The sequence below is a fragment of the Pantoea sp. BAV 3049 genome (assembly GCF_009765445.1).
In the GTDB taxonomy this organism is placed as follows: Bacteria; Pseudomonadota; Gammaproteobacteria; order Enterobacterales; family Enterobacteriaceae; genus Erwinia.
Genome location: NZ_WHOY01000031.1, coordinates 3756876 through 3780629, shown reverse-complemented (window position 1 = coordinate 3780629; position 23754 = coordinate 3756876). Strand labels below are relative to the sequence as shown.

Here is a 23754-nt window from a genome sequence, read left to right as displayed (position 1 = left end):
TTGCCACTAAAAATGTATCAGCTATAAGGACGGAATTGATGACCACACATCAGCAGTTACCAAAAGATTTCCTCTGGGGAGGTGCCGTTGCCGCGCATCAGGTTGAAGGCGGCTGGGATCAAGGCGGTAAGGGCGTCAGCATTGCAGATGTTCTTTCCGGCGGCGCTCACGGCGTGGACCGGGTGATGACCGATGGCATTCAGCCAGGCTACAGCTACCCCAACCATCAGGCGGTGGAATTTTACTCCCATTATAAAGAGGATGTGGCGCTGTTCGCCGAGATGGGATTTAAGTGCTTCCGTACCTCAATCGCCTGGACGCGCATCTTCCCCAACGGCGATGAGCTGGAGCCGAATGAAGCGGGCCTGCAGTTTTATGACGACCTGTTCGATGAGCTGTTGAAATACAACATCGAGCCGGTGATTACGCTGTCGCATTTCGAGATGCCTTATCACCTGGTGAAAGAATATGGCGGCTGGCTGAACCGCAAAGTGGTTGATTTCTTTGTGCGCTTCAGCGAGGTAGTGCTGGAACGTTACAAGGGCAAAGTGAAGTACTGGATGACCTTTAACGAGATCAATAACCAGCGCAACTGGAAATATCCGCTATTCGGCTACTGCTGTTCCGGCGTGGTATTCACCGACCACGATAAGCCCGAGCAGGCGATGTATCAGGTACTGCATCACCAGTTCGTTGCCAGCGCGAAGGTGGTCAAACTGGGTCATGAGATCAATCAGGATTTCCAGATTGGCTGCATGATTGCCATGGTGCCGCTTTACCCGTGGTCCTGCCATCCGGATGACGTGATGCTGGCCCAGGAGGCTATGCGCGAACGCTATCTGTTCGGCGATGTGCATATGCGTGGCTACTACCCCTCCTACATCCTCAACGAGTGGGCGCGTAAGGGTTATCACATTGAGATGCAGCAAGGGGATGCTGAAACGCTGCGTGAAGGCTGCGCCGACTATATTGGCCTGAGCTACTACATGAGCAACGCGGTGCAGGCCAATGCACAGGGCAGCGGCAGCGCAGTTTCCGGCTTTGAAGGCAGCGTGCCAAACCCTCATGTGAAAGCCTCCGACTGGGGCTGGCAGATCGATCCGGTCGGGCTGCGTTACAGTCTTGCCGCCCTGTACGAGCGCTATCAAAAACCGTTATTCATCGTGGAAAACGGCTTCGGGGCAATTGATCAGGCCGGGCCTGACGGGCAGATTAACGACGATTACCGCATTGCCTATCTGCAGGCGCATATCGAACAGATGAAGCTGGCGGTGTTTTACGATGGGGTTGAGCTGATGGGCTATACGCCGTGGGGATGCATTGACTGCGTCTCCTTCACCACCGGCCAGTACAGCAAGCGCTACGGCTTTATCCACGTCGATAAAAATGATGATGGCAGCGGCACACTGACCCGCTCGAAAAAGAAAAGCTTCGGCTGGTATCAGCAGGTGATTGCCAGCAACGGCGAATCTCTCTGAAAAAGCGCAGGGTCGCCATATATGGCGACCAATCTATCTGACCGAAGACTCCGTTCTTTTAACGCCCACCGGCCGCATCAATAAAGGTGCCGGTGACGTAGGAGGCCTCTTCGCTCAGGAGCCAGCTGATAGCCTGAGCGATCTCTTCCGGCTGGCCGCCACGCTGCATCGGAATAACCGGAGCCACACGATCCACCCTGCCCGGTTCACCGCCGTCGGCATGCATTTCTGTGTAAATAAAACCGGGCCGCACGCCATTTACGCGGATGCCGTGCGCTGCCACTTCCAGCGATAATCCTCTGGTCAGCGTATCCATCGCGCCTTTGGAGGCTGCGTAATCTACGTATTCTCCCGGCGCACCAGTACGGGCAGCAGCAGAGGACACATTAACAATCGCCCCACCTTCTCCCCCATGATGGCACCCCATCCTTTTAACCGCCTCGCGACAGCACAAGAAAGTCCCGGTCACATTGGTGGCAAACATCCGGTTAATCCTCTCCGCCGTCAGTTGCTCAACCGTTGACTGCTGAAACAGGATCCCGGCATTGTTCACCAGCACGCTCAGCGTCCCTGGCAGGCTGTCGATCTGCCGGAACATCGCCATCACCTGCTCCTCATCTGCAATGTCCGCCTGCAGGGTAAATCCCTGGCCACTGTGCTGATGGATAATCTTTACGACCTCTTCCGCAGCTTCCTTATGCCGATGGTAATTCACCACCACACAGTATCCCTGACGGGCCAGCAGAATACTGGTAGCCCGGCCAATACCCCGGCTGCCTCCGGTCACTAATGCGATTTTCATCTGCCACTCCGCAATAAAAAAAGGGCACGTCATGTGCCCTTTTTACTGTAGTCAAAAATCAGCAGAACTACTCGTATTCGCTCATCGGTACGCAGGAGCAGAACAGGTTACGGTCGCCGTAAACGTCATCAAGACGTTTAACGGTTGGCCAGTATTTGTTTTCACTGCCTGTCGGGAAGACCGCCAGCTCGCGGGTGTACGGGTGTGACCACTCGCCAACAATTTCCATCTGCGTGTGCGGTGCATTGACCAGCGGATTATCTTCCGCAGGCCATTCACCTGCTGCCACGCGACCGATTTCCATGCGGATTGACAGCATCGCATCGATAAAGCGGTCCAGCTCAATTTTGCTTTCCGATTCGGTTGGCTCAACCATCAGCGTTCCGGCCACCGGGAAGGACATCGTCGGCGCATGGAAGCCATAGTCAATCAGGCGCTTGGCAATATCCAGCTCGCTGATACCGGTCTGCTCTTTCAGCGGACGAATATCCAGAATACATTCGTGCGCCACGCGACCGTCACGACCGGTGTAGAGGATTGGATAGGCTGACTGCAGGCGGGTAGCGATGTAGTTAGCATTAAGGATAGCCACAGAGCTGGCCTGCTTCAGACCTTCCGCGCCCATCATACGAATGTACATCCAGCTGATTGGCAGGATGGACGCACTGCCGAACGGTGCGGCAGAAACAGCGCCCTGCTGCGTCAGCACGCCATCAATCTGCACCACACTGTGGCCCGGCACAAACGGGGCCAGGTGGGCTTTCACGCCGATTGGGCCCATACCTGGACCGCCGCCGCCGTGCGGGATACAGAAAGTTTTATGCAGGTTGAGGTGTGAAACATCCGCGCCAATGTAGCCCGGCGTGGTGATACCGACCTGCGCATTCATGTTCGCGCCGTCCAGATAAACCTGGCCGCCGTACTGATGAACGATCTGACAAACCTCGCGGATAGTTTCTTCATACACACCGTGAGTCGACGGGTAAGTCACCATGATGCAGGAGAGCGCGTCGCCGGTCTGTTCAGCTTTTACCCGCAGGTCGTGCAGGTCGATGTTACCCTGCTTGTCACAGGCAACCACTACGACTTCCATCCCCGCCATCTGCGCAGAAGCCGGGTTGGTGCCGTGCGCAGAGCTTGGGATCAGGCAGATATTACGCCCGCCTTCATTGCGACTTTCATGGTAGCGACGGATTGCCAGTAAACCAGCATATTCGCCCTGTGCGCCGGAGTTAGGCTGCATGCACAGTGCATCATAACCGGTCAGCTGCACCAGCCACTGGGAAAGCTGACCGATCATCTGCAGATAGCCGGTAGCCTGATCGGCCGGGCAGAATGGATGCAGCTCGGAGAACTCCGGCCAGGTGACAGGGATCATCTCTGCTGCGGCGTTCAGTTTCATGGTGCACGATCCCAGCGGGATCATCGCCTGGTTCAGCGCCAGATCTTTGCGCTCCAGGCTGTGCATGTAACGCATCATCTCAGTTTCGCTGTGATGACGGTTGAAGACCGGGTGGCTGAGGATCGCGTCCTGACGCAGCAACGCAGCTGGCACTGACTGGCTGTTTGCCGCGACAGCAGCATCTAACTGGTCAATATCCAGGCCGTGGTTTTCACCCAGCAGAATAGAGAACAGCGCGGCGACATCTTCGCGCAGCGTGGTTTCATTCAGGGTGATGCCAACGGCGTTATGGATATCAGTGCGCAGGTTGACACCAAAACTCAGCGCGCGATCCAGCACCGCAGCTTTGTCGGCCACTTCCACTGTCAGGGTATCGAACCAGTGCTGATGGCGCAGCGTCAGGCCACCTTTCTGCAGGCCCGCCGCCAGAATATCGGTCAGGCGGTGAATACGTGAAGCGATGCGCTTCAGCCCCACCGGTCCGTGGAACACGGCATACAGGCTGGCGATGTTGGCCAGCAGCACCTGAGAGGTACAGATGTTGGAATTCGCTTTCTCGCGGCGGATGTGTTGCTCCCGGGTCTGCATCGCCATACGCAACGCAGTGTTCCCTGCGGCATCGCGGGAAACGCCGATGATACGACCCGGCATAGAACGTTTGTGCTCGTCGCGGGCGGCAAAGAAGGCCGCGTGTGGACCGCCGTAGCCCATTGGCACGCCAAAGCGCTGAGCGGAACCGAACACGATATCCGCACCCTGTTTACCCGGAGCCTGCAGCAGGACCAGCGACATAAAGTCAGCCGCAACAGCGACGATCGCCTTGCGCTCTTTCAGCTCAGCAATCAGGCTGGTGTAGTCATGCGCTTCTCCAGTTGTGCCGACCTGTTGTAACAGCACGCCAAACACTTGCTGGTGATCCAGCACTTTCTCCGCCTTATCGACCAATACCTCGAAACCAAAGGTTTCTGCACGGGTGCGCACCACATCCAGTGTTTGCGGGTGAATATCATCAGCCACGAAGAAGCGATTGGCCCCCTTCAGCTTGCTGACGCGCTTCGCCATCGCCATCGCTTCAGCGGCGGCTGTCGCTTCGTCCAGCAGTGAGGCAGAAGCGATATCCAGACCGGTCAGATCCAGCGTGACCTGTTGGAAATTAAGCAGCGCCTCAAGACGCCCCTGGGACACTTCCGGCTGATAAGGGGTGTAAGCGGTGTACCAGCCCGGATTTTCCAGCATATTACGCAGGATCACCGGCGGGGTGAGCACCGGGGTGTAACCCATGCCGATATAGGATTTGTAACACAGGTTCTGACTGGCAATGGCCTTCAGCTCCGCCAGTGCCTGATGCTCAGTCAGGGCATCACCGATCGCCGGTGGACCAGGCAGCTGAATATCCGCTGGTACGATAGAGGCGATCAGGTCGGTGAGAGAGCGGGCACCGGTGGCATTTAACATCGCACTCTGCTGCTCCTGCGATGGGCCGATATGGCGTTCGATAAACGCGCCGGTGTGTTCAAGCTGGCTGAGAGTCTGGGTCATTAGCAACAAATCCTGATTACGGGTTATTCGTCGATGCTGGTTTTATAAGCATCGGCATCCAGCAGTGAATCCAGTTCAGATTCATTGCTGGCTTTAATACGGAACAGCCAGCCTTCCGCATACGGGGCGCTGTTAACCAGCTCCGGCTCGCCGTCCAACGCATCGTTCACGGCAATCACTTCACCGCTGATCGGGGCATAGATATCAGAGGCCGCTTTTACGGACTCGGCCACGGCGCAGTCATCGCCCTGGCTGTAGGTGTTGCCCACATCCGGCAGATCAACAAACACCATATCGCCCAGCAGTTCCTGGGCGTGTTCGGTAATCCCGACGGTGTAAGTGCCATCGGCTTCTTTACGCACCCACTCGTGGCTGTCACGGTATTTCAATTCATTTGGTACATTGCTCATCGCCAGCTCTCCTGAAGTTATTATTGGTCGGCTTGCCGTCAGGGGCCGCCCGCGGCTTAATTGCCTGTTATGCGACCGGTTTACCGGCGCGAACAAAAATCGGTTTGGTGACTTTCACCGGCATTTCACGGTTGCGGATCTGTACGATAGCCTGTTCGCCAATCCCCGCAGGGACGCGGGCCAGCGCAATGCTGCACCCTAAAGTGGGAGAGAAGGAGCCGCTGGTGATCACCCCTTCCTGCAGATTGCCCTGAGCATCGGTAAAACGCACCAGCAGTTCATTACGCAGCACGCCCTTTTCGGTCATGATCAGGCCGACCAGCTGTTCGGTGCCCTTTTCACGCTGGGCTTCCAGCGCTTCACGACCAATGAAATCACGATCTTCAGGCTGCCATGCCACGGTCCACCCCATATTGGCGGCCAGCGGAGAGATCCCCTCATCCATCTCCTGACCGTATAAATTCATCCCCGCTTCCAGACGCAAGGTGTCACGTGCGCCCAGGCCAGCTGGCTTCACGCCCGCAGCGACCAGCTTCTGCCAGAAGTCTGCTGCCTGATCGTTTGGCAGCGCAATTTCATAACCGGCTTCACCGGTGTAACCCGTGGTGGCAATAAACAACTCCCCTGCCTGCACGCCAAAGAAGGGCTTCATTCCGGCGACGGCCTGACGCTGGGCATCATTAAACAGGCTCTGTGCTTTGGCCTGAGCATTCGGGCCCTGCACGGCAATCAGCGACAGGTCGTCACGCTCAGTCAGCTGCACGCCAAACGGCTCAGCATGTTGGGTGATCCAGGCCAGATCTTTTTCGCGGGTAGCAGAGTTGACCACCAGACGGAAAAAGTCTTCGGTCATAAAGTAAACAATCAGATCGTCAATTACGCCAGCCGAAGCATTCAGCATTCCGGTGTACAGGGCTTTACCTGGCTGGGTCAGTTTGGCGACATCGTTGGCAAGGAGGTAGCGCAGGAAGTCGCGAGTGCGGGCTCCACGCAGGTCGACAATGGTCATGTGCGACACGTCAAACATACCGGCATCGGTACGGACCGCGTGATGTTCATCCATCTGGGAGCCATAGTGTAGCGGCATCATCCAGCCATGGAAATCCACCATGCGTGCGCCGCAAGCCTGATGTTGTTCGAACAAGGGGGTCTGCTGAGTCATATCATTCCTGTGCTTTGCTGGTTGTCCGGTGCCTGCCCTGGCAAAATCACGCCTGGCGCAAACGTTACCCTGGCTCTGAACTTACCACCGAATGCGGCCATTAACCATAAGTTAAACGGGGTCGAATCGGTATGGTGCAGCGCGGAGACGCTGTTTAGTTTCCAGAATTTTTCACCACAAATCTGCGCCAAACCGCACATAAACTGCAGGTATCAATAAAAAAGTCAGTTTAAAAATAGCGAATCGGCCCCTGGCGGCTGAAATCCCGCTGCACTAAAATAAATAATGCATAAAAAAATATAATGCGAAGTGAGCGGTTAAATTAGAATTTTTCAAACGATGATCCAAAATGGAGCACAGGGAATAGCGGGTTCAACGACGAAGACGGTATGCAGGCTACACGCCTAATCAGGGTCAACAGGGAAAACAGATATTGCCGGAAGGAAAGGGAAATAGTGACCGCGGTTTCCCCGGAAAAAAGGTCAGCGGCAGAGAGCGTGAAGTCAGGGCAGCATTGCGCTACCCTGGTCAGACAGCTTAGCGCAGCCACTCCGGCAGGTCGTTAAGGCCCATCGCCTGCTTCAGCAGACGCGGCTTAACGCCCGGCAGAGTGTCGGCCAGGCTCAGACCGATATCCCGCAGCAGTTTTTTCGCCGGGTTATTGCCATTAAACAGCTCACGAAAGCCCTGCATCCCTGCCAGCATCATTGCCGCACTGTGCTTGCGGCTGCGTTCATAGCGACGCAGATAGAGGTGCTGACCAATATCTTTGCCCTGCTGGTGCAGACGCTTCACTTCACCAATCAGCTCTGCCGCATCCATAAAGCCGAGGTTCACCCCCTGCCCTGCCAGCGGATGAATGGTGTGTGCCGCATCTCCCACCAACGCCAGACGATGTGCTGCAAAATTACGAGCATAACGCCCCATCAATGGGAAAGTTTTGCGCTCGCTTTCAACGTTGCACAACCCCAGACGCAGATCGAAGGCCACAGACAGCTGCTGATTGAACAGCTCTTCCGGCATTGATTGCAGACGTGTCGCTTCCTGCGGCGGCAGGGACCAGACAATGGAGCTGAGATGCGAATCGCTTAGCGGCAGGAAAGCCAGAATGCCCTCGCCGTGGAAAACCTGACGCGCGACGGCATCGTGCGGTTTCTCAGTACGGATGTTGGCCACCAGCGCGTGGTGCTCATAGTCCCAAAACGCCAGCGGGATATCCGCCTTGTTGCGCAACCACGAGTTGGCGCCGTCTGCTGCGATCAGCAGTCGCGCACTCATCATCGTGCCGTCATTCAGGGTCACAAATGCTTCGTTATCCCCAAAAGCCACCTGCTGCAGTTCAGCTGGCGAAATCAGCGTGATATCACTCAGCTCACTGGCTTTGTTCCACAATGCCTGATGGATAACCGCATTCTCAATAATGTGCCCCAGATGCGCCAGCCCCTGCTGCGCGTCATCAAAGGCAATCTGCCCAAAGCTGTCGCGATCCCAGACTTCCATGCCGTGATAGGCACTGGCACGACGGGCAAGAAGGCTGCTCCAGACGTCCAGGTGCTGCAGCAGGCGTTCGCTGGCGGCATTGATTGCGGAAACCCGCAGCGCAGGCGCAGCATCGTCAGCCAGCGCAACCGGCGTTTCTCTTTCCAGCACGGCCACCTTCATCCCGCTGCCCTGCAGGCCGCAGGCCACAGCCAGACCGACCATGCCGCCTCCGGCAACGATCACATCATAGGTTTGCATCACTGCTCTCTCCTTAACGCTCAACCCAGCCCAACGTGCGCTCGGCCAGCAAATTACGCACCAGCGGCAGGGAATCCATCGCCATCAGGCCCAGATTTCGTCCCACCACCAGCGGTGTGTAGCGATTAGCAAACAACCTGACCAGACTGTCTGTCATGCCAATGGTTGCCGCGGCATCCGGCTGCCGCCGCTGCTGATACTGCTGCAGAATATTGTAGCTTCCCACATCCTGTCCGGATCGCCATGCGGCGGCAACGGTTTCCGCCAGCGACATGACATCACGGATACCTAAATTAAATCCCTGACCCGCAATCGGATGCAGCGCCTGAGCTGCGTTACCGACCAGTGCCAGGCGATGAGAAACATGCTGAGAAGAAGCCTGCAGCTGCAGAGGATAGCTATGGCGCTGCCCCACCTGGGTGAAATGACCCAGACGCCAGCCAAAAGCTTTTTGCAGTTCGTCGAGGAAATGCCGATCGCTCCAGCCATCTACCTGCTCTTTATCGGCCAGCGGGTGGCACCAGACCAGCGAACTGCGACCGCCTGACATCGGCAACAGCGCCAGCGGGCCATGCTCGGTAAAACGTTCAAAAGCCCGTCCGTTATGAGGCTGCTGCGTGGAAACATTGGCGATCACCGCGACCTGCTGATAATCCTGCGCCTGCCACTGAATACCGCAAGATGCGGCCACCGCAGAGCGGGAGCCATCAGCCGCCACCAGTAGCTGCGCTTCAAGCGTTTCTCCATTGTCCAGCGTGACGCTAACTTGCTGCTGAGTACGCACCACCCCCGACACTTTTGCCGGGCAGCACAGACGCACGCCAGGCGCTTTTTTCAGCAGGGCAAACAAACGCTGCCCGACATCATGCAGCTCAACGACCTGCCCCAGAGCGGAAATTGCATACTCTTTTGCCTCCAGAGAGACGAAACTCGCATGACCGCGATCGCTGACGTGCACATCGATGATCGCCGTTGCGCACTCCTTCAGCACGGGCCACAGATTGATCGCCACCAGCTGCTGGCAGGTTCCTTCGGCAAGAGCAATCGCCCGGCCATCATAGCCCGGATGCGCCCGGCTGTCCGGGGCTAAAGCCTCGACCAGCGTCACCGGCATCTTTCCTTTGGTAAGATGAGAAATAGCCAGCGCCAGCGTGGCTCCCGCCATTCCTCCTCCTGCGATTACAATGCTCATTTCGCCTTCGCTGCCGCCATTAATGCTTCAATTTCATCGGCATCTTTCACCACGGTGTCGGTCAGATTTTCGTTGCCGTCTTCAGTGATGATGATGTCATCCTCGATACGAATGCCGATACCGCGATATTCCGCTGGCACATCCGCATCCGGGGCAATATACAGGCCCGGCTCGATGGTGATCACCATTCCGGGTTCCAGAATACGGTCACGGTCGTTGCCGTAGAAACCGACGTCGTGTACGTCCAGGCCCAGCCAGTGGCTGAGCCCGTGCATAAAGAACTGGCGATGAGCCTGCTCAGCAATCAGCGTGTCCACCTCACCTTTCATTACGCCCAGTTTCACCAGCCCGGTTACCATGATGCGCACCACTTCCGCATTGACCTCGCGGATGCTGGTACCAGGGCGGAACAGCTCCAGCGCCTTGTACAAAGAAGCCAGTACGATGTCGTAGACTGCACGCTGAGGCGCGGTAAATCTGCCGTTCACCGGGAAAGTACGGGTGATATCGCCAGCGTAACCCTGCAGTTCACAACCTGCGTCAATCAGCACCAACTCGCCATCACGCATCTGGCACTCATTTTCGGTGTAGTGCAGGATGCATCCGTTCTCACCCGCGCCGACGATGGTGTTGTAAGAAGGGAATCTGGCACCGTGGCGGTTGAATTCGTGGTGGATCTCACCTTCCAGCTGATATTCATACATTCCCGGGCGGCACTGCTGCATGGCGCGGGTGTGGGCCAGTGCGCTGATCCTCCCCGCTTCACGCAGGATGGCCTGCTCCTCCGGAGATTTAAACAGCCGCATCTCATGCACCCACGGCCGCCAGTCAGTGATGCTTGCCGGAGCAGTCAGATTCTGGCGCGAGCCGCGACGCAGTTTTTCCAGCGCCGCAAACAGCAGCGAATCGGCTTCAGCGTACTGTCCCTGAGCGTGATAAACCACGTCCAGCCCGTTCAGTAATTGAGGCAGTTGCTCGCTGATGTCGCTGAAAGGCAGTGCGCGATCGACTGACAGCATCGAAGGTGCGGCATCCTGCCCCAGGCGACGGCCAAACCAGATTTCAGCGGTCAGATCGCGAACCCGGTTGAACAACACGCTGTGGTTATGGCTTTCATCGCTTTTAATCAATACCAGTACCGCTTCCGGCTCGTTGAAACCGGTGAAGTACCAGAAATCACTGTTCTGGCGATAGGGATACTCACTGTCGTTGCTGCGGGTCGCTTCTGGCGCGGCAAAAATCACCGCAGCGCTGGCCGGGGCCATTTTTGCCAGCAGCGCCTGGCGACGACGCACAAACTCTTGCTGTGTCATCAGCTTCTCCTGAATGCACTCCATGTTAGGGGCCGACCGTTAATGCAGGGTCGGTTTTTTCACTTCCACGGCGGTTGGGCTGGTGCGGGTAAAGGTGTCGTGGCAGAGCAGCGCAGCTACCCGCACATATTCGATCACCTCTTCCAACGACTGCTCCAGCTCCTCCTGATCTTCGTCTTCATCATAGCCAAGCTGCGCAATAGTGCGCAGATCGTCGATAGCTTCGCCGGTTTCACCCTTCACTTTGTCCAGCTTCGGCTGTGAAACGCCCAGTCCCAGCAGGAAGTGGTTCACCCAGCCCGCCAGCGCATCAGCGCGGTCGAACACGGTAATATCATCATCCTCCGGCAGGTAAAGCTGGAACAGGAAGCCCTCATCCTCCAGCGAATCACCGATGCCCTGATGCAACTGTTGCAGCGGCAGCGCCAGAGACTGGGAGAAAGCCATCCCCTCGTTGGTCAGGTCATGAACCAGCGCCTGCCAGCTACTGTCCTTGTTGCCACCACACAGCAATCCGCTGATCAAACCATGCATTTCAGCAGGCGTCATACCCACACCCTGCTGCGTCAGTACTGAGGCCAGCGCGTCATAGCCCGGCATTGTGTTTGTTAGTGACATACGTTTTGGTCGTCGTTGGCTGATTAAGTTCGTGTTATGCTACCACCAGGTGCCTCAACGATTCCAGAAAGGGGTTGTTTCTTCTGTATGGGGTAGTTATAGTCGCTTACCCTCCCAACCCATTGAGCGGTAAGGGAGATTGGCGGCGAAGTAATCAGTCAGGATGGTTTCATGTCTGCTCAACCCGTAGATATTCAAATTTTTGGCCGTTCGTTAAGAGTGAATTGTCCGCCTGAACAGCAAGATGCGCTGAACATGGCTGCCGAGGACCTCAATCAGCGGTTGCAAGATTTAAAAGTTCGCACTAGAGTCACAAATACTGAGCAGCTGGTTTTCATCGCTGCCCTGAATATTTGCCATGAGCTGGCGCAGGAAAAAAATAAAACCCGCGACTATGCCAGTAACATGGAACAACGTATCCGGATGCTGCAACAGACCATTGAGCAGGCATTGCTTGAGCAGGGTCGCATAACGGAACGAACAGGTCCTCAATTCGAATAACACATCAGCGTTTACTGTGTTACAGTGACGGTGAAGTAAAAATTTCTCTGAGATGTTTGCATGCGGGCCCGTCCCCTGAGCCGATATTTCATACCAACAGAGTGTGTTGCTCTGTAACCTGTGAGCAAGCTCGGTCAGTCCGAGAAGCCTGATGGTTGCGACGACACATTCACCTTGAACCAAGGGTTCAAGGGTTACAGCCTGCGGCGGCATCTCGGAGATTCCCTCCTCAGTTTTACCGGCAACGTTTTCTGGCTTCGGGCCACGAACCATTCGCCACCTGAACACCTTTCACTGTAAGCTTCCGGTTTCCCGGCAACTTAAACGTTATCTCCTGATACGGTGAAATTCATGTCCCTCAATCTTCTCGATCGCCAGGATATTCGTACCCACGTTCGCCATCTGCGTCGTGCCCTGACGCCCGGACAGCAGCAGCTGGCTGCCGTACAGGCCGCTGAACGTGCGCTGAACTTTGCTCCCATCCAGCAGGCGAAAAAAATAGCCCTGTTTCTCTCTTTTGATGGCGAGCTGAATACGCGACCGCTGATTACCAGACTCTGGCAGCATAAACAGGAAGTTTACCTGCCGGTGCTTCATCCCTTCACTGAAGGACAGCTGCTGTTTATCCGCTACGATTCCGAAACGTCACTGCAGCCTAATCGCCTGCGGATTCCCGAGCCGCCACTGGATATCCGTAATCTGGCAACGCTGAGCGAGCTGGATGTGCTGATGGTTCCTCTGGTAGCGTTTGATGCACAGGGGCAGCGTCTCGGGATGGGAGGAGGCTTTTATGACCGTACGTTGCAGAACTGGCAGCAGCATGGCTTTCTGCCGGTCGGGCTGGCGCATGATTGTCAGCAGGTGGAAGCCCTGCCAGTGGCGGAGTGGGATGTGCCGTTACCAGCGATGATTACACCCTCGAAGATCTGGCAGTGGTGAAAAGATAAACGGTTAACGGGCATGTGGGGCTTAGTAAAACAGACGAGCGCGAATGACGCCCGAAAGTTACCTGCCCGAACAACAGACGAGCACCAATGGTGCCCGCCATTTCCCTGCTCAGTACAACAGTCGGGCGCGAATGGTGCCAGGAATAGCCTTCATCAGCTGCAGAGCCGTGTTAGCCACATCCTGCGGCGCATCAATATCGATCACCACATAGCCCATTGAAGGGGTAGTTTGCAGATACTGTGCTGCGATGTTGATCCCCTGCCCGGCGAAAATGTTGTTGATCGCGGTCAGCACGCCAGGGCGATTCTCGTGGATGTGCAACAGGCGACTCTGGTCGCCATGCATTGGCAGGGAAACTTCCGGGAAGTTAACCGCCGACAACGTCGAGCCGTTATCCGAGTATTTAGCCAGTTTGTCGGCCACTTCGCTGCCGATGTTTTCCTGCGCTTCCTGGGTGGAACCGCCAATGTGCGGCGTCAGGATCACGTTATCAAACTCGCAAAGCGGAGAATTGAACGGATCGCTGTTGGTTGCCGGTTCTTCCGGGAACACATCGATTGCGGCACCCGCCAGGTGTTTGTCGGCCAGCACTTTGCACAGCGCCGGAATATCAACCACTGTCCCGCGTGATGCGTTAATCAGCAGTGAACCTGGCTTCATCATCGCCAGCTCTTCCGGACCCATCATGTTTTGGGTCGACTGGGTTTCCGGCACGTGCAGGCTGACCACGTCGCTCATATTCAACAGGTCGGACAGATGACGGATCTGGGTCGCGTTCCCCAGCGGCAGCTTGTTCTCAATATCATAGAAGAACACATGCATGCCCAGGCTTTCAGCGAGCACGCCCAGCTGCATTCCGATATGGCCGTAACCAACGATACCCAGCTTTTTACCACGCGCTTCAAACGAGCCCACGGCCAGTTTATTCCAAACGCCACGGTGTGCTTTAGCATTCGCCGCAGGGACGCCACGCAGCATCAGCAGCAGCTCGCCAATGACCAGTTCAGCTACGGATCGGGTGTTGGAGAAAGGCGCGTTGAATACCGGGATCCCTCGTTTTTCTGCTGCTTTCAGATCGACCTGGTTGGTGCCGATACAGAAACAGCCCACGGCGACCAGCTTCTCAGCCGAGGCAAAGATCTCTTCGGTGAGGTGTGTACGCGAGCGGATACCGATAAAATGCGCGTCACGGATCGACTCTTTCAGAGCTTCGCTGTCCAGTGCGCCTTTATGAAATTCGATGTTGGTGTAGCCAGAAGCACGCAGATTATCTACGGCTTTCTGATGTACGCCTTCCACCAACAGGAACTTAATCTTGTCTTTCTCCAGTGATACTTTTGCCATTTCCCGACCCTATTTAGCAGACTTCAGAAGTGGCTGGCATAAGCCAGCCTTCTGTCAAAATATCAAAAATTACGCCTGCGGCAATACAAACGATTGCCTGCATCACAGCACGGGCAGGAAGCAGACAGGCACAAATCAACAGATAATCAGGGCACGATGAATATCGTCAGAAGGATCGCCCTGTGAGTGAAGCTTATGTGACATAAGTCACCGAATTTCGGCATGAAAAGAAAAGATGTTTTTTTGCAGAAATTAACCGGCGCCGGAGCGGCGCCAGTGAGATCATTTTTCTATGGTCTTCACGCCGGAGGCGGTACCAATCAGCGCAATATCCGCTGCCCGCGCGGCAAACAGCCCCACGGTAACCACGCCAGGCAAGGCATTAATGGCCTTTTCCAGCGCAATCGCGTCGAGGATTTTTAAGTTGTGCACGTCGAGGATGAAATTGCCATTATCCGTCACCACGTTCTGGCGATATTCAGGCAGGCCGCCCAGCTTCACCAGCTCCCTGGCAACATAGCTGCGCGCCATCGGGATCACCTCCACCGGCAACGGGAATTTACCCAGCACATCAACCTGCTTGGACTCGTCAGCGATGCAGACAAATTTATCCGCCACCGCAGCGATGATTTTCTCGCGGGTCAGGGCTGCGCCACCGCCTTTGATCATCTGCATAAAACCGTTGATTTCATCTGCGCCGTCAACGTAGACCGACAGTGAATCCACCTCGTTAAGATCGAAAACCGGGATCCCCAGGCTTTTCAACTTAAGGGTTGAGGCCTCAGAACTGGAGACCGCCCCGTCAATTTGCTGCCTGATCGAACCCAGTGCATCAATAAAATGCGCGGCGGTCGAGCCTGTGCCCACACCCACGATGGTGCCCGGTTTTACGTATTCCAGCGCGGCCCAGCCAACGGCCTTTTTCAGTTCATCCTGCGTCATGGTATGTTTACAATCCGTGCTGCTACAGTGTGGCGTTAGTATAAACAACCCCGCCGCGTCAGGGCAGCATTTGTTGTCCGTTAACAGACACAACCCACAAAGCCGTGCCGGATAAACACTCTGTTACGCAGGGCAAAGTGACAAAAATATGGCATAGTGCAGTTTCCATACCTGAGGAGAGTTAAACGAACCAATGAAACGCCCGGATTATCGAACGCTTCAGGCGCTGGATGCAGTGATCCGCGAGCGCGGTTTTGAACGCGCCGCACAAAAGCTTTGTATTACCCAGTCGGCCGTTTCCCAGCGAATCAAGCAGCTGGAAAACATGTTCGGCCAGCCGCTGCTGGTGCGAACCGTTCCTCCACGCCCGACCGAACAGGGGCAAAAGCTGCTGGCTTTATTACATCAGGTCGAGCTGCTGGAAGAGGAGTGGCTGGGCGATGAAAATGGCGGTACTACGCCGCTGCTGCTATCGCTGGCGGTCAACGCCGACAGTCTGGCAACCTGGTTACTGCCCGCGCTGAAAACGGTGCTGACCGACTCGCCGGTTCGCCTGAATTTGCAGGTGGAAGATGAAAGCCGCACCCAGGAAAGGCTGCGTCGCGGTGAGGTAGTGGGAGCCGTCAGTATCCAGCCACAACCGCTGCCAAGTTGCCTGGTGGATCAGCTGGGCGCGCTGGATTACCTGTTCGTTGGCTCGAAAGAGTTTGCCGCACGCTATTTCCCTAACGGCGTGACCCGCTCCGCGCTGCTGAAGGCTCCGGCGGTTGCGTTTGACCATCTTGATGATATGCATCAGGCGTTTTTGCAGCAAAACTTCGATCTCTCCCCGGGCAGCGTGCCCTGCCATATCGTTAACTCGTCAGAGGCCTTTGTACAACTGGCCCGTCAGGGCACCACCTGCTGTATGATCCCGCATCTGCAGATTGAGCGTGAGCTGGCCGAAGGTGAGCTGATTGACCTGACGCCGGGTCTGTTCCAGCGCCGTATGCTGTACTGGCACCGTTTTGCGCCGGAAAGCCGTCTGATGCGCAAAGTGACTGACGCGCTGATCGCCCACGGCCATCGCGTGCTGCGCCAGACCGACTAGCGATAAAAAAAGGGGCCACCAGACCCCTTTAAAGTAATGACTTACTGGTTATGCTGCAGTTCAAATACCACATCGACCTGATCGTCAAAATGAATGCTTTGCTGCTCATATGTCTGTGCGGCGGAGGTCATCGGTGCCGCATCGGCCGTCTTGAACATTCTGGCAACCGGCATTGGCTGGTAGTTAGCCACGTGGTAACGGATGCTATAGACCGGCCCCAGCTTGGCATTAAAGCCCTTCGCCAGTGCACCCGCCTGCTGGGTGGCATCATCAATTGCAGCCTGGCGGGCCTTATCGCGATACTGGTCAGGATTCGCCACACCCAGTTCTACAGAGCGGATTTCATTCAGGCCAGACTTTAGCGCGCCGTCCAGCAGCCCGTTCAGCTTCTCCAGCTGGCGCACAGTAACCTGCACCTGGCGCACCGCACGATAGCCCTTCAGCTCCGACTTACCGTCTTTCAGATAGTCATATTCCGGCTGGGTGCGCAAGTTGGCAGCATTGATATCTTTCTTCTCAATGCCGTTTTTCTGCAGGAAATCAAAATACTGTGCGACGCGGGCATCGGCCTGCTTCTTCGCCTCTGCAGCCTCTTTCGAAGAGACGCTCACTTCAATTGCCAGCGTGGCAATATCCGGCGTGGCATCCACGCTCGACTGGCCTGAGGTCACTACGTGCGGGCCATTAGGCAATTCATCCGCCAGCGCTAAAGCGGGGACAGTTCCAAATCCAATCATTGCGGCCAGGGCCAATTTAGTAAGCTTCACTGGGTTCCTCCGTGGGGCTTTCAGTCACATCATGGCTGACTGACGGCGGCAATATGCCTCGCCGTCAGAGTATTGTTCCGATTAAACGCAACATTCTGGTACAGATTATTGCGTTTTCAGCTATCACGCTATGACAGTAATTCCTGGAATGAGTTCCTTTTTACCCCTGGCCCAGCGCCTGCAGAGCCAGTTTGGCTGCAATCCCCCACATCATGACTCCAACCAGCGCGTTGATGATCCGCTGCGCTTTAGCGTTATTCAGCACCGGTGACAACCAGGCGGCCAGCAAGGCCAGACCGAAGAACCACAATATGGACGCACTCACTGACCCGAGGGCAAACCAGCTACGCGCCTCCGGAGGTAACTGACCGCCAAGGCTACCCAGTACCACAAAGGTATCAATATAGACATGCGGATTAAGCCAGGTGACGGCCATCATGGTGGCAAAAATTCGCCAGCGCCCCTGCTGCATGACCTTTTCAGAACTTAACTCAATATCCCCTCTGAAAGCAGTGCGTAACGCTCCCCAGCCATACCACAGCAGAAAAGCCACGCCGCCCCAGGTCACCAGATTGAGCAGCAGCGGAGACTGGGTCAGCAACGCGCTTCCCCCAAATACGCCACCGCAAATCAGCACGATATCGCTCAGCGTACACAGCCCCGCTGTCATCAAATGATACTGACGACGCACGCCCTGATTCAGTACTAATACATTCTGCGGACCCAAAGGCAGGATTAACGCGGCACCGAGAGCCATGCCCTGAAAGAAAACGGATAACACAGTGACTTCCTCACTCTTCAGTAATTGCCGGCGAGTTTACAGGGGCTTTAATATTAGAGGAAATGGAAAAATCTAATGATTCATCAGCATCGCTAATAATGATAAGCAAAGAAAAGGCGACACGGCGGCCGCCCTTAACAAGCTGATTATTCAGGCTTTGGCAGAGTGCCGGCAGAGATTTTCTGCTCAGCCTGCTGCATCTGGGCAGCCTTATCGTGATGCAGGTGGACATCCATCTGCGGATAAGGAATACCGATTTCATGAGCATCCAGCGTACGCTTAAAGTTCTTCATCAGGTCCCAGTAGACATCCTGCAAATCACCTGCCTTACTCCAGCAGCGCACCACGAAGTTTACGGAGGAGGCTCCCAGCTCATTCAGGCCAATCTGCACGCCCATATCCTGCAACACGCGAGGCTCAGCATCGACCACTTCGCGCAACAGCTTCAGCACTTCATCCACGTCTGCGTCGTATGAAACGCCAATGATGAACTCATTACGGCGCACCGGTTCACGCGAAAAGTTGACGATGTTACCGGCGATAATTTTACCGTTCGGCACCACCACAATCTTGCCATCGGCAGATTTCAGCGTGGTGGAGAAGATCTGCACATTTTGCACGGTACCCATGATGCCGATATCAATAAAGTCACCGGTGCGGAAAGGACGGAAGGTCACCAGCAGCACACCAGCCGCCAGATTCGCCAGCGACCCCTGCAGGGCCAGACCGATAGCCAGGCCGGCGGCACCCAGAACGGCAATCACCGAGGCTGTCTGCACCCCAACACGTCCCAAAGCGGCAATAAGGGTAAAGGCAATCACCCCGTAGCGCACCAGCGCGGACAGGAAGTCGGCAACGGTGGCATCGATATGACGGGCAATCAGCACCTTGTTCAGGGTGTTAGAAATAATTCGCGCCACGATCATCCCGATGATGATGATGGCAATTGCCGCCACGATATTGACGGCATAGCTGAGCAGCAGCGCCTGGTTACGCACCAGCCAGCCTCCGGCGTTGTTGATGCCATTTACTACGTTAAGATCTTCCATTTGATTATCCTGTTGATGTTCCCGAAGGAAGTAAGCAGTTATTCATTACCAGCCAGACTGGCATCCCAAACGTCAAGCGTAACCAAAAACGACGCTTACTGCCAAATATCGTGGGAAATTAATAATTTGTTACCAGCAGACAAAAAAAAGGCCCCTTAGCGGGGCCTTACGGAGCTCAGGAAGCAAAAATTACAGAACGTCTACCGCGTTCAGCTCTTTGAATGCCTGCTCCAGACGAACGATCATCGAAGACTGAGAAGCACGCAGCCAGACGCGCGGATCGTAGTACTTCTTGTTAGGCTTATCTGCGCCTTCCGGGTTACCCAGCTGGGCCTGAAGGTAGCCTTCGTTCTTTTTGTAGTACTGCAGGATGCCGTCCCAGGTTGCCCACTGAGTATCAGTATCGATGTTCATTTTGATTACGCCGTAGCTGATAGATTCTTCAATCTCAGCAGCTGAAGAACCGGAACCACCGTGGAACACGAAGTCCAGGGAGTTGTGCGGCAGGTTGTGTTTCTTGCTGACGTATTCCTGAGAGTTTTTCAGAATTTTTGGCGTCAGCTTAACGTTGCCTGGTTTGTACACACCGTGCACGTTACCGAAAGAGGCCGCGATAGTGAAACGTGGGCTGATAGCGTTCAGTTTTTCGTAAGCGTAATCAACGTCTTCTGGCTGAGTGTACAGAGCAGAAGCGTCCATGTGGCTGTTGTCCACGCCGTCTTCTTCGCCACCGGTACAACCCAGTTCAATTTCCAGGGTCATATTGATTTTCGCCATACGAGTCAGATATTTGCTGCAGATCTCGATGTTTTCTTCCAGTGATTCTTCAGACAGGTCGATCATGTGTGAAGAGAACAGTGGTTTGCCGGTTTTGGCGAAGTGAGCTTCACCCGCTTCCAGCAGACCGTCGATCCATGGCAGCAGTTTTTTCGCGCAGTGGTCAGTGTGCAGGATAACCGGCACGCCGTAGTGTTCAGCCATCAGGTGAACGTGGTGTGCACCAGAGATCGCACCGAAGATAGCGGCAGCCTGTGGCTTGTCTGATTTCAGACCTTTACCCGCGATAAAACCTGCACCGCCGTTAGAGAACTGGATGATGACCGGAGCTTTTACTTTCGCAGCAGTTTCCAGTACGGCATTGATGGAGTCGGTGCCCACGCAGTTCACTGCTGGCAGTGCGAATTTGTTTTCTTTCGCAACTTTAAAAATTTTCTGTACGTCGTCACCGGTGACAACACCTGGTTTTACGAAATCAAAAATTTTAGACATGTTTTTGTCCTGTTTCGTCGGTCGTATGAGAGATTCGGAGCCTGGCACCCCAGGCAGATCGTTACGACGGGGGCAGCCCCCCGCCCCAGAGATTACTGTTTCGCGCGCTCTTCAAGCATAGCGACTGCTGGCAGAGTTTTGCCTTCCACGAACTCCAGGAAAGCGCCGCCACCGGTAGAGATATAAGAGATCTTATCTTCAATACCGAACAGGTCGATGGCCGCCAGCGTATCACCACCACCGGCGATAGAGAATGCGTCGCTGTCTGCAATGGCTTTCGCCACAATTTCAGTCCCTTTACGGAAGTTAGGGAATTCAAACACGCCGACCGGACCGTTCCACAGAATTGTTTTGGCTTCTTTCAACAACTTAGCCATCGCCAGCGCGGTTTCATCACCGAAGTCCATGATCTCTTCATTATCATTAACTTCAGTGACTTTCTTCACGGTGGAAGGCGCAGTTTCAGAGAATTCCGTGCCCACGCGGGAGTCGGTAGGGACCGGGATTTTAAATTCGTCACGCAGTTTTTTCGCTGCCTCGACGAAATCTGGCTCGTACAGGGATTTACCAACGTTGTTGTCGATAGCCACGAAGGTATTAGCGATACCGCCCCCCACGATCACCGTGTCAGCAATTTTCACCAGAGAGTTCAGCACGTCAAATTTAGTGGAAACTTTAGAGCCACCCACCACGGCAACCATTGGGCGGGCCGGGGTTTTCAGTGCTTTGCCCAGCGCTTCCAGTTCGTTGGCTAACAGCGGGCCTGCACAGGCCACAGGAGCGAATTTGCCCACGCCATGGGTGGAAGCCTGCGCACGGTGAGCCGTACCAAAAGCATCCATTACAAAGACATCACACAGCGCAGCATATTTTTTGGACAGCGCTTCGTCGTCTTTCTTTTCGCCTTTGTTGAAGCGAACGTTTTCCAGCACGACCAGTTCGCCTGCAGCGATATCAACACCGTCCAGATAGTCTTTTGCCAGACGTACCGGTGAGGAGAGTTTGTCTTTCAGGTAGTTTACGACAGGCAGCAGGGAGAACTCTTCATTGTATTCACCTTCGGTCGGGCGACCCAGGTGAGAGGTAACCATCACTTTTGCACCCTGCTTCAGGGCTGCTTCGATGGTCGGCAGCGAAGCACGGATACGTGCATCTGACGTCACTTTCCCTTCTTTCACTGGCACGTTCAAGTCGGAGCGGATGAGTACACGTTTCCCAGCAAGATCCAGATCGGTCATCTTAATTACAGACATGGTGAATCCTCTCGTTGATTCTCTAAGTTTTGACAGGCGCAAACCGCGCCCTACCTGAAACCGCTTGCGGCCATCGCTAACGTCGTGTCGATCATTCGGTTAGCAAAGCCCCATTCGTTGTCGCACCAGACCAGCGTTTTGATCAGGTGCTGACCGCTGACCCGCGTTTGGGTGCCGTCCACAATGGCACTGTGCGGATCGTGGTTAAAATCTATGGAGACTAACGGTAATTCCGTATAGTCAACTATACCACTAAATGCCCCTTCTGAGGCATTTTGCAACAGCGCGTTGACCTCGCAGGCGCTGACGGCTTCACGCACGCTGACGCTCAAATCAATCGCCGTCACGTTAATCGTCGGCACGCGCACGGCGATAGCTTCAAAACAGTCGCTAAATTTTGGAAAAATACGCGAGATGCCAGCAGCAAGCCGGGTATCCACCGGAATGATTGACTGGCTGGCCGCGCGGGTACGCCGTAAATCGGTGTGATAAGCGTCAATCACCTGCTGATCGTGCATCGCAGAGTGAATGGTGGTGACCGTACCCGACTCAATGCCGAAGGCATCATCCAGCAGTTTAATCACAGGAATAATACAGTTGGTGGTGCAGGAAGCGTTGGAGACGATCAGGTCGCCGGGTTTCAGCTCTTTTTCATTCACACCGTAGACCACGGTGGCATCCAGATCGTTACCGCCTGGGTGAGAAAACAGCACCTTTTTCGCCCCGGCTGCCAGATGGGCCTCGCCATCGGCGCGGCTGCCATAAACGCCGGTGCAGTCAAGCACCACATCGACGTTCAGTTCACGCCAGGGTAAATCGCCAATCTCTGCCCGGTGGAGAATACGGATAGCGTCTTCTCCGACCCACAGCAGATCGCGCTCCTGGCGAACATCCCAGGCAAAACGACCGTGGCTGGTATCGTATTTCAACAGGTGCGCCATCCCGGCGGCTTCCGCCAGCTCATTGATGGCCACTACGGTGATTTCAGCACGGCGTCCGGTTTCATAGAGCGCGCGCAGTACATTGCGCCCAATGCGACCAAATCCGTTAATGGCAATGCGAACCGTCATATCACTCCTGCATCAGAATTCAGTGCAAAACTGGGGCATTAGCCTGAGCCAGACGTCCGCATTTGTACAGGGAATTCTTGCGCTACTGCAACTGCATATAACCTGTGTTTCGTCAGCGATAACGCCAACTGAAACGGTTCAGCCACAATAAAGATAATGCGGAATAATTGGAATGAGGAAGATCAATCGAAGCACTGAAACTCTGACAAAGATCACATTTAATAATGGAGTTGCGCAAAATAAGACCAGCGCCCGGTCAGGTGAGAGTAAAGTAATGACTCGGACAGCGACTTCTGGCTACCGGAGGTTAACATAATCATCTCAATATGAACTACAACCTGCTTTGGATTGTCTGGCTGGTCTGGGCTGCAGCGTTGATTGTCTGGGGGTTGGGCTGGGAAGCGTCACGGGCATTGATCCGTCAGTACCCTGGCCTGCTGCCCGGGCTCTCTCTGGCGATTATCGCTGGAGCTTTGTTAAGGAATTTATTATTCGATAAGGATATGACCATGTTTAAACGTAAAGAGAACATCATCACCCCGACAGAAACTCCCCTTGCCCCGCAGCGGAGCAGTGAACCGGATGAAGGTTCCCTGCGGCCTGACAGCGATTTTCACGATGATTTTTCCGTTGCCGATTTCACCACAGCATCTGACACCACCACTATCCCCGAAACCTGCGTGATCGACGGTGAAATCAGAGCCGTGGGCGATATTCATATCAACGGCGCGGTTAACGGGAAAATCAACTCGGAGAAAACGGTGTTCGTGCAGAAAAGTGGTCGGGTGGAAGGCGAAATATTTGCCAACCGGATCGAGATAAGCGGTGAGCTGAAAGGGCTGTGCCGCAGCCGGGAAGTGGCGATCAACGCTAACGGCTTCCTGGATGGGACCATCGAATGCGAGTCGCTGTCGGTCAACCAGAATGGACGTTTCTACGGATTGTCAAAACCCTGGCAGCAGCAACCTGAGCAGGAACAACCCCCCGCCATCGTGAAGCAGAAAGTCGTCGAGCCGGTCATGCCGCTCAATCAGGATTTCCATTTGAGGGAACAGACGTTAATGCAGTAAGGCGGGAACAAGGT

At 55.0% G+C, this 23754-nt stretch carries 21 protein-coding genes and 1 other RNA gene; 6 read left to right on the top strand and 16 right to left on the bottom strand.

The window, feature by feature from the left end; translation table 11 throughout:
* Positions 1–38 precede the first annotated feature (38 nt).
* Positions 39–1478 carry a 6-phospho-beta-glucosidase gene (locus GSQ70_RS18755; RefSeq protein ID WP_158783945.1) on the top strand — a complete coding sequence of 480 codons (1440 nt, stop codon included), beginning with the start codon at positions 39–41 and terminating at the stop codon, positions 1476–1478.
* A gap of 58 nt (positions 1479–1536) precedes the next feature.
* Here GSQ70_RS18755 and GSQ70_RS18750 read toward each other — a convergent pair whose 3' ends face one another.
* From GSQ70_RS18750 to GSQ70_RS18715, 8 genes are all read right to left on the bottom strand, one after another.
* A complete protein-coding gene (locus GSQ70_RS18750; RefSeq protein ID WP_158783944.1) occupies positions 1537–2280 on the bottom strand; it encodes an SDR family oxidoreductase in 744 nt (247 codons plus the stop codon).
* 67 nt (positions 2281–2347) lie between these two features.
* Positions 2348–5221 carry an aminomethyl-transferring glycine dehydrogenase gene (gcvP, locus tag GSQ70_RS18745; RefSeq protein WP_158783943.1) on the bottom strand — a complete coding sequence of 958 codons (2874 nt, stop codon included), beginning with the start codon at positions 5219–5221 and terminating at the stop codon, positions 2348–2350.
* Between the two features lie 23 nt (positions 5222–5244).
* A complete protein-coding gene (gene gcvH / locus GSQ70_RS18740; RefSeq protein ID WP_158783942.1) occupies positions 5245–5631 on the bottom strand; it encodes a glycine cleavage system protein GcvH in 387 nt (128 codons plus the stop codon).
* 67 nt (positions 5632–5698) lie between these two features.
* On the bottom strand, positions 5699–6793 hold the full coding sequence (gene gcvT / locus GSQ70_RS18735) for a glycine cleavage system aminomethyltransferase GcvT (protein ID WP_158783941.1): 1095 nt from the start codon (positions 6791–6793) through the stop codon (positions 5699–5701).
* 537 nt (positions 6794–7330) lie between these two features.
* Positions 7331–8533, bottom strand: coding sequence for an FAD-dependent 2-octaprenylphenol hydroxylase (ubiI, locus tag GSQ70_RS18730; RefSeq protein WP_158785373.1), 1203 nt, complete (start codon positions 8531–8533; stop codon positions 7331–7333).
* Between the two features lie 13 nt (positions 8534–8546).
* On the bottom strand, positions 8547–9725 hold the full coding sequence (gene ubiH, locus GSQ70_RS18725) for a 2-octaprenyl-6-methoxyphenyl hydroxylase (protein WP_158783940.1): 1179 nt from the start codon (positions 9723–9725) through the stop codon (positions 8547–8549).
* Positions 9722–11038 carry a Xaa-Pro aminopeptidase gene (gene pepP / locus GSQ70_RS18720; protein WP_158783939.1) on the bottom strand — a complete coding sequence of 439 codons (1317 nt, stop codon included), beginning with the start codon at positions 11036–11038 and terminating at the stop codon, positions 9722–9724. Before pepP ends, ubiH begins: the two co-directional genes overlap by 4 nt.
* A gap of 39 nt (positions 11039–11077) precedes the next feature.
* The gene (locus GSQ70_RS18715) at positions 11078–11656 is read right to left on the bottom strand and encodes a YecA family protein (RefSeq protein ID WP_158783938.1); all 579 of its coding nucleotides are present in this window, start codon (positions 11654–11656) and stop codon (positions 11078–11080) included.
* A 171-nt stretch (positions 11657–11827) separates the two neighbouring features.
* On the opposite strand from GSQ70_RS18715, the gene zapA reads away from it, so the two are divergent.
* The 3 genes from zapA to GSQ70_RS18700 all read left to right on the top strand — a co-directional run bounded on the left by zapA (position 11828) and on the right by GSQ70_RS18700 (position 13096).
* Positions 11828–12157 carry a cell division protein ZapA gene (gene zapA / locus GSQ70_RS18710; RefSeq protein ID WP_158783937.1) on the top strand — a complete coding sequence of 110 codons (330 nt, stop codon included), beginning with the start codon at positions 11828–11830 and terminating at the stop codon, positions 12155–12157.
* Positions 12158–12198: 41 nt separating this feature from the next.
* Positions 12199–12382, top strand: a non-coding RNA gene (ssrS, locus tag GSQ70_RS18705) — 6S RNA.
* Between the two features lie 126 nt (positions 12383–12508).
* Positions 12509–13096: a 5-formyltetrahydrofolate cyclo-ligase gene (locus GSQ70_RS18700; RefSeq protein ID WP_158783936.1), complete on the top strand. Its 588-nt coding sequence runs from the start codon at positions 12509–12511 to the stop codon at positions 13094–13096.
* 117 nt (positions 13097–13213) lie between these two features.
* On the opposite strand, the gene serA is transcribed toward GSQ70_RS18700, so the two are convergent.
* Both serA and rpiA read right to left on the bottom strand, forming a co-directional pair.
* Positions 13214–14449 carry a phosphoglycerate dehydrogenase gene (gene serA / locus GSQ70_RS18695; protein ID WP_158783935.1) on the bottom strand — a complete coding sequence of 412 codons (1236 nt, stop codon included), beginning with the start codon at positions 14447–14449 and terminating at the stop codon, positions 13214–13216.
* Between the two features lie 282 nt (positions 14450–14731).
* A complete protein-coding gene (gene rpiA / locus GSQ70_RS18690) occupies positions 14732–15391 on the bottom strand; it encodes a ribose-5-phosphate isomerase RpiA (protein ID WP_158783934.1) in 660 nt (219 codons plus the stop codon).
* Between the two features lie 193 nt (positions 15392–15584).
* Here rpiA and GSQ70_RS18685 point away from each other — a divergent pair, with 193 nt between their 5' ends.
* A complete protein-coding gene (locus tag GSQ70_RS18685) occupies positions 15585–16481 on the top strand; it encodes a LysR family transcriptional regulator ArgP (protein WP_158783933.1) in 897 nt (298 codons plus the stop codon).
* A gap of 41 nt (positions 16482–16522) precedes the next feature.
* Here GSQ70_RS18685 and GSQ70_RS18680 read toward each other — a convergent pair whose 3' ends face one another.
* From GSQ70_RS18680 to epd, 6 genes are all read right to left on the bottom strand, one after another.
* Complete coding sequence (locus tag GSQ70_RS18680) at positions 16523–17248, bottom strand: oxidative stress defense protein (protein ID WP_158783932.1); 726 nt, start codon at positions 17246–17248, stop codon at positions 16523–16525.
* Positions 17249–17408: 160 nt separating this feature from the next.
* A complete protein-coding gene (gene argO, locus GSQ70_RS18675) occupies positions 17409–18029 on the bottom strand; it encodes an arginine exporter ArgO (protein ID WP_158783931.1) in 621 nt (206 codons plus the stop codon).
* A gap of 146 nt (positions 18030–18175) precedes the next feature.
* A complete protein-coding gene (gene mscS, locus GSQ70_RS18670; RefSeq protein ID WP_158783930.1) occupies positions 18176–19078 on the bottom strand; it encodes a small-conductance mechanosensitive channel MscS in 903 nt (300 codons plus the stop codon).
* Between the two features lie 189 nt (positions 19079–19267).
* Positions 19268–20347: a class II fructose-bisphosphate aldolase gene (gene fbaA / locus GSQ70_RS18665; protein WP_158783929.1), complete on the bottom strand. Its 1080-nt coding sequence runs from the start codon at positions 20345–20347 to the stop codon at positions 19268–19270.
* A 92-nt stretch (positions 20348–20439) separates the two neighbouring features.
* Entirely contained in the window at positions 20440–21600 is a 1161-nt protein-coding gene (gene pgk, locus GSQ70_RS18660; RefSeq protein WP_158783928.1) for a phosphoglycerate kinase, read from the bottom strand.
* Between the two features lie 50 nt (positions 21601–21650).
* Entirely contained in the window at positions 21651–22670 is a 1020-nt protein-coding gene (epd, locus tag GSQ70_RS18655) for an erythrose-4-phosphate dehydrogenase (protein ID WP_158783927.1), read from the bottom strand.
* 326 nt (positions 22671–22996) lie between these two features.
* Between epd and GSQ70_RS18650 the strand changes: the two genes are divergently transcribed.
* On the top strand, positions 22997–23740 hold the full coding sequence (locus GSQ70_RS18650) for a polymer-forming cytoskeletal protein (RefSeq protein WP_158783926.1): 744 nt from the start codon (positions 22997–22999) through the stop codon (positions 23738–23740).
* The last annotated feature ends 14 nt before the right edge of the window (positions 23741–23754 follow it).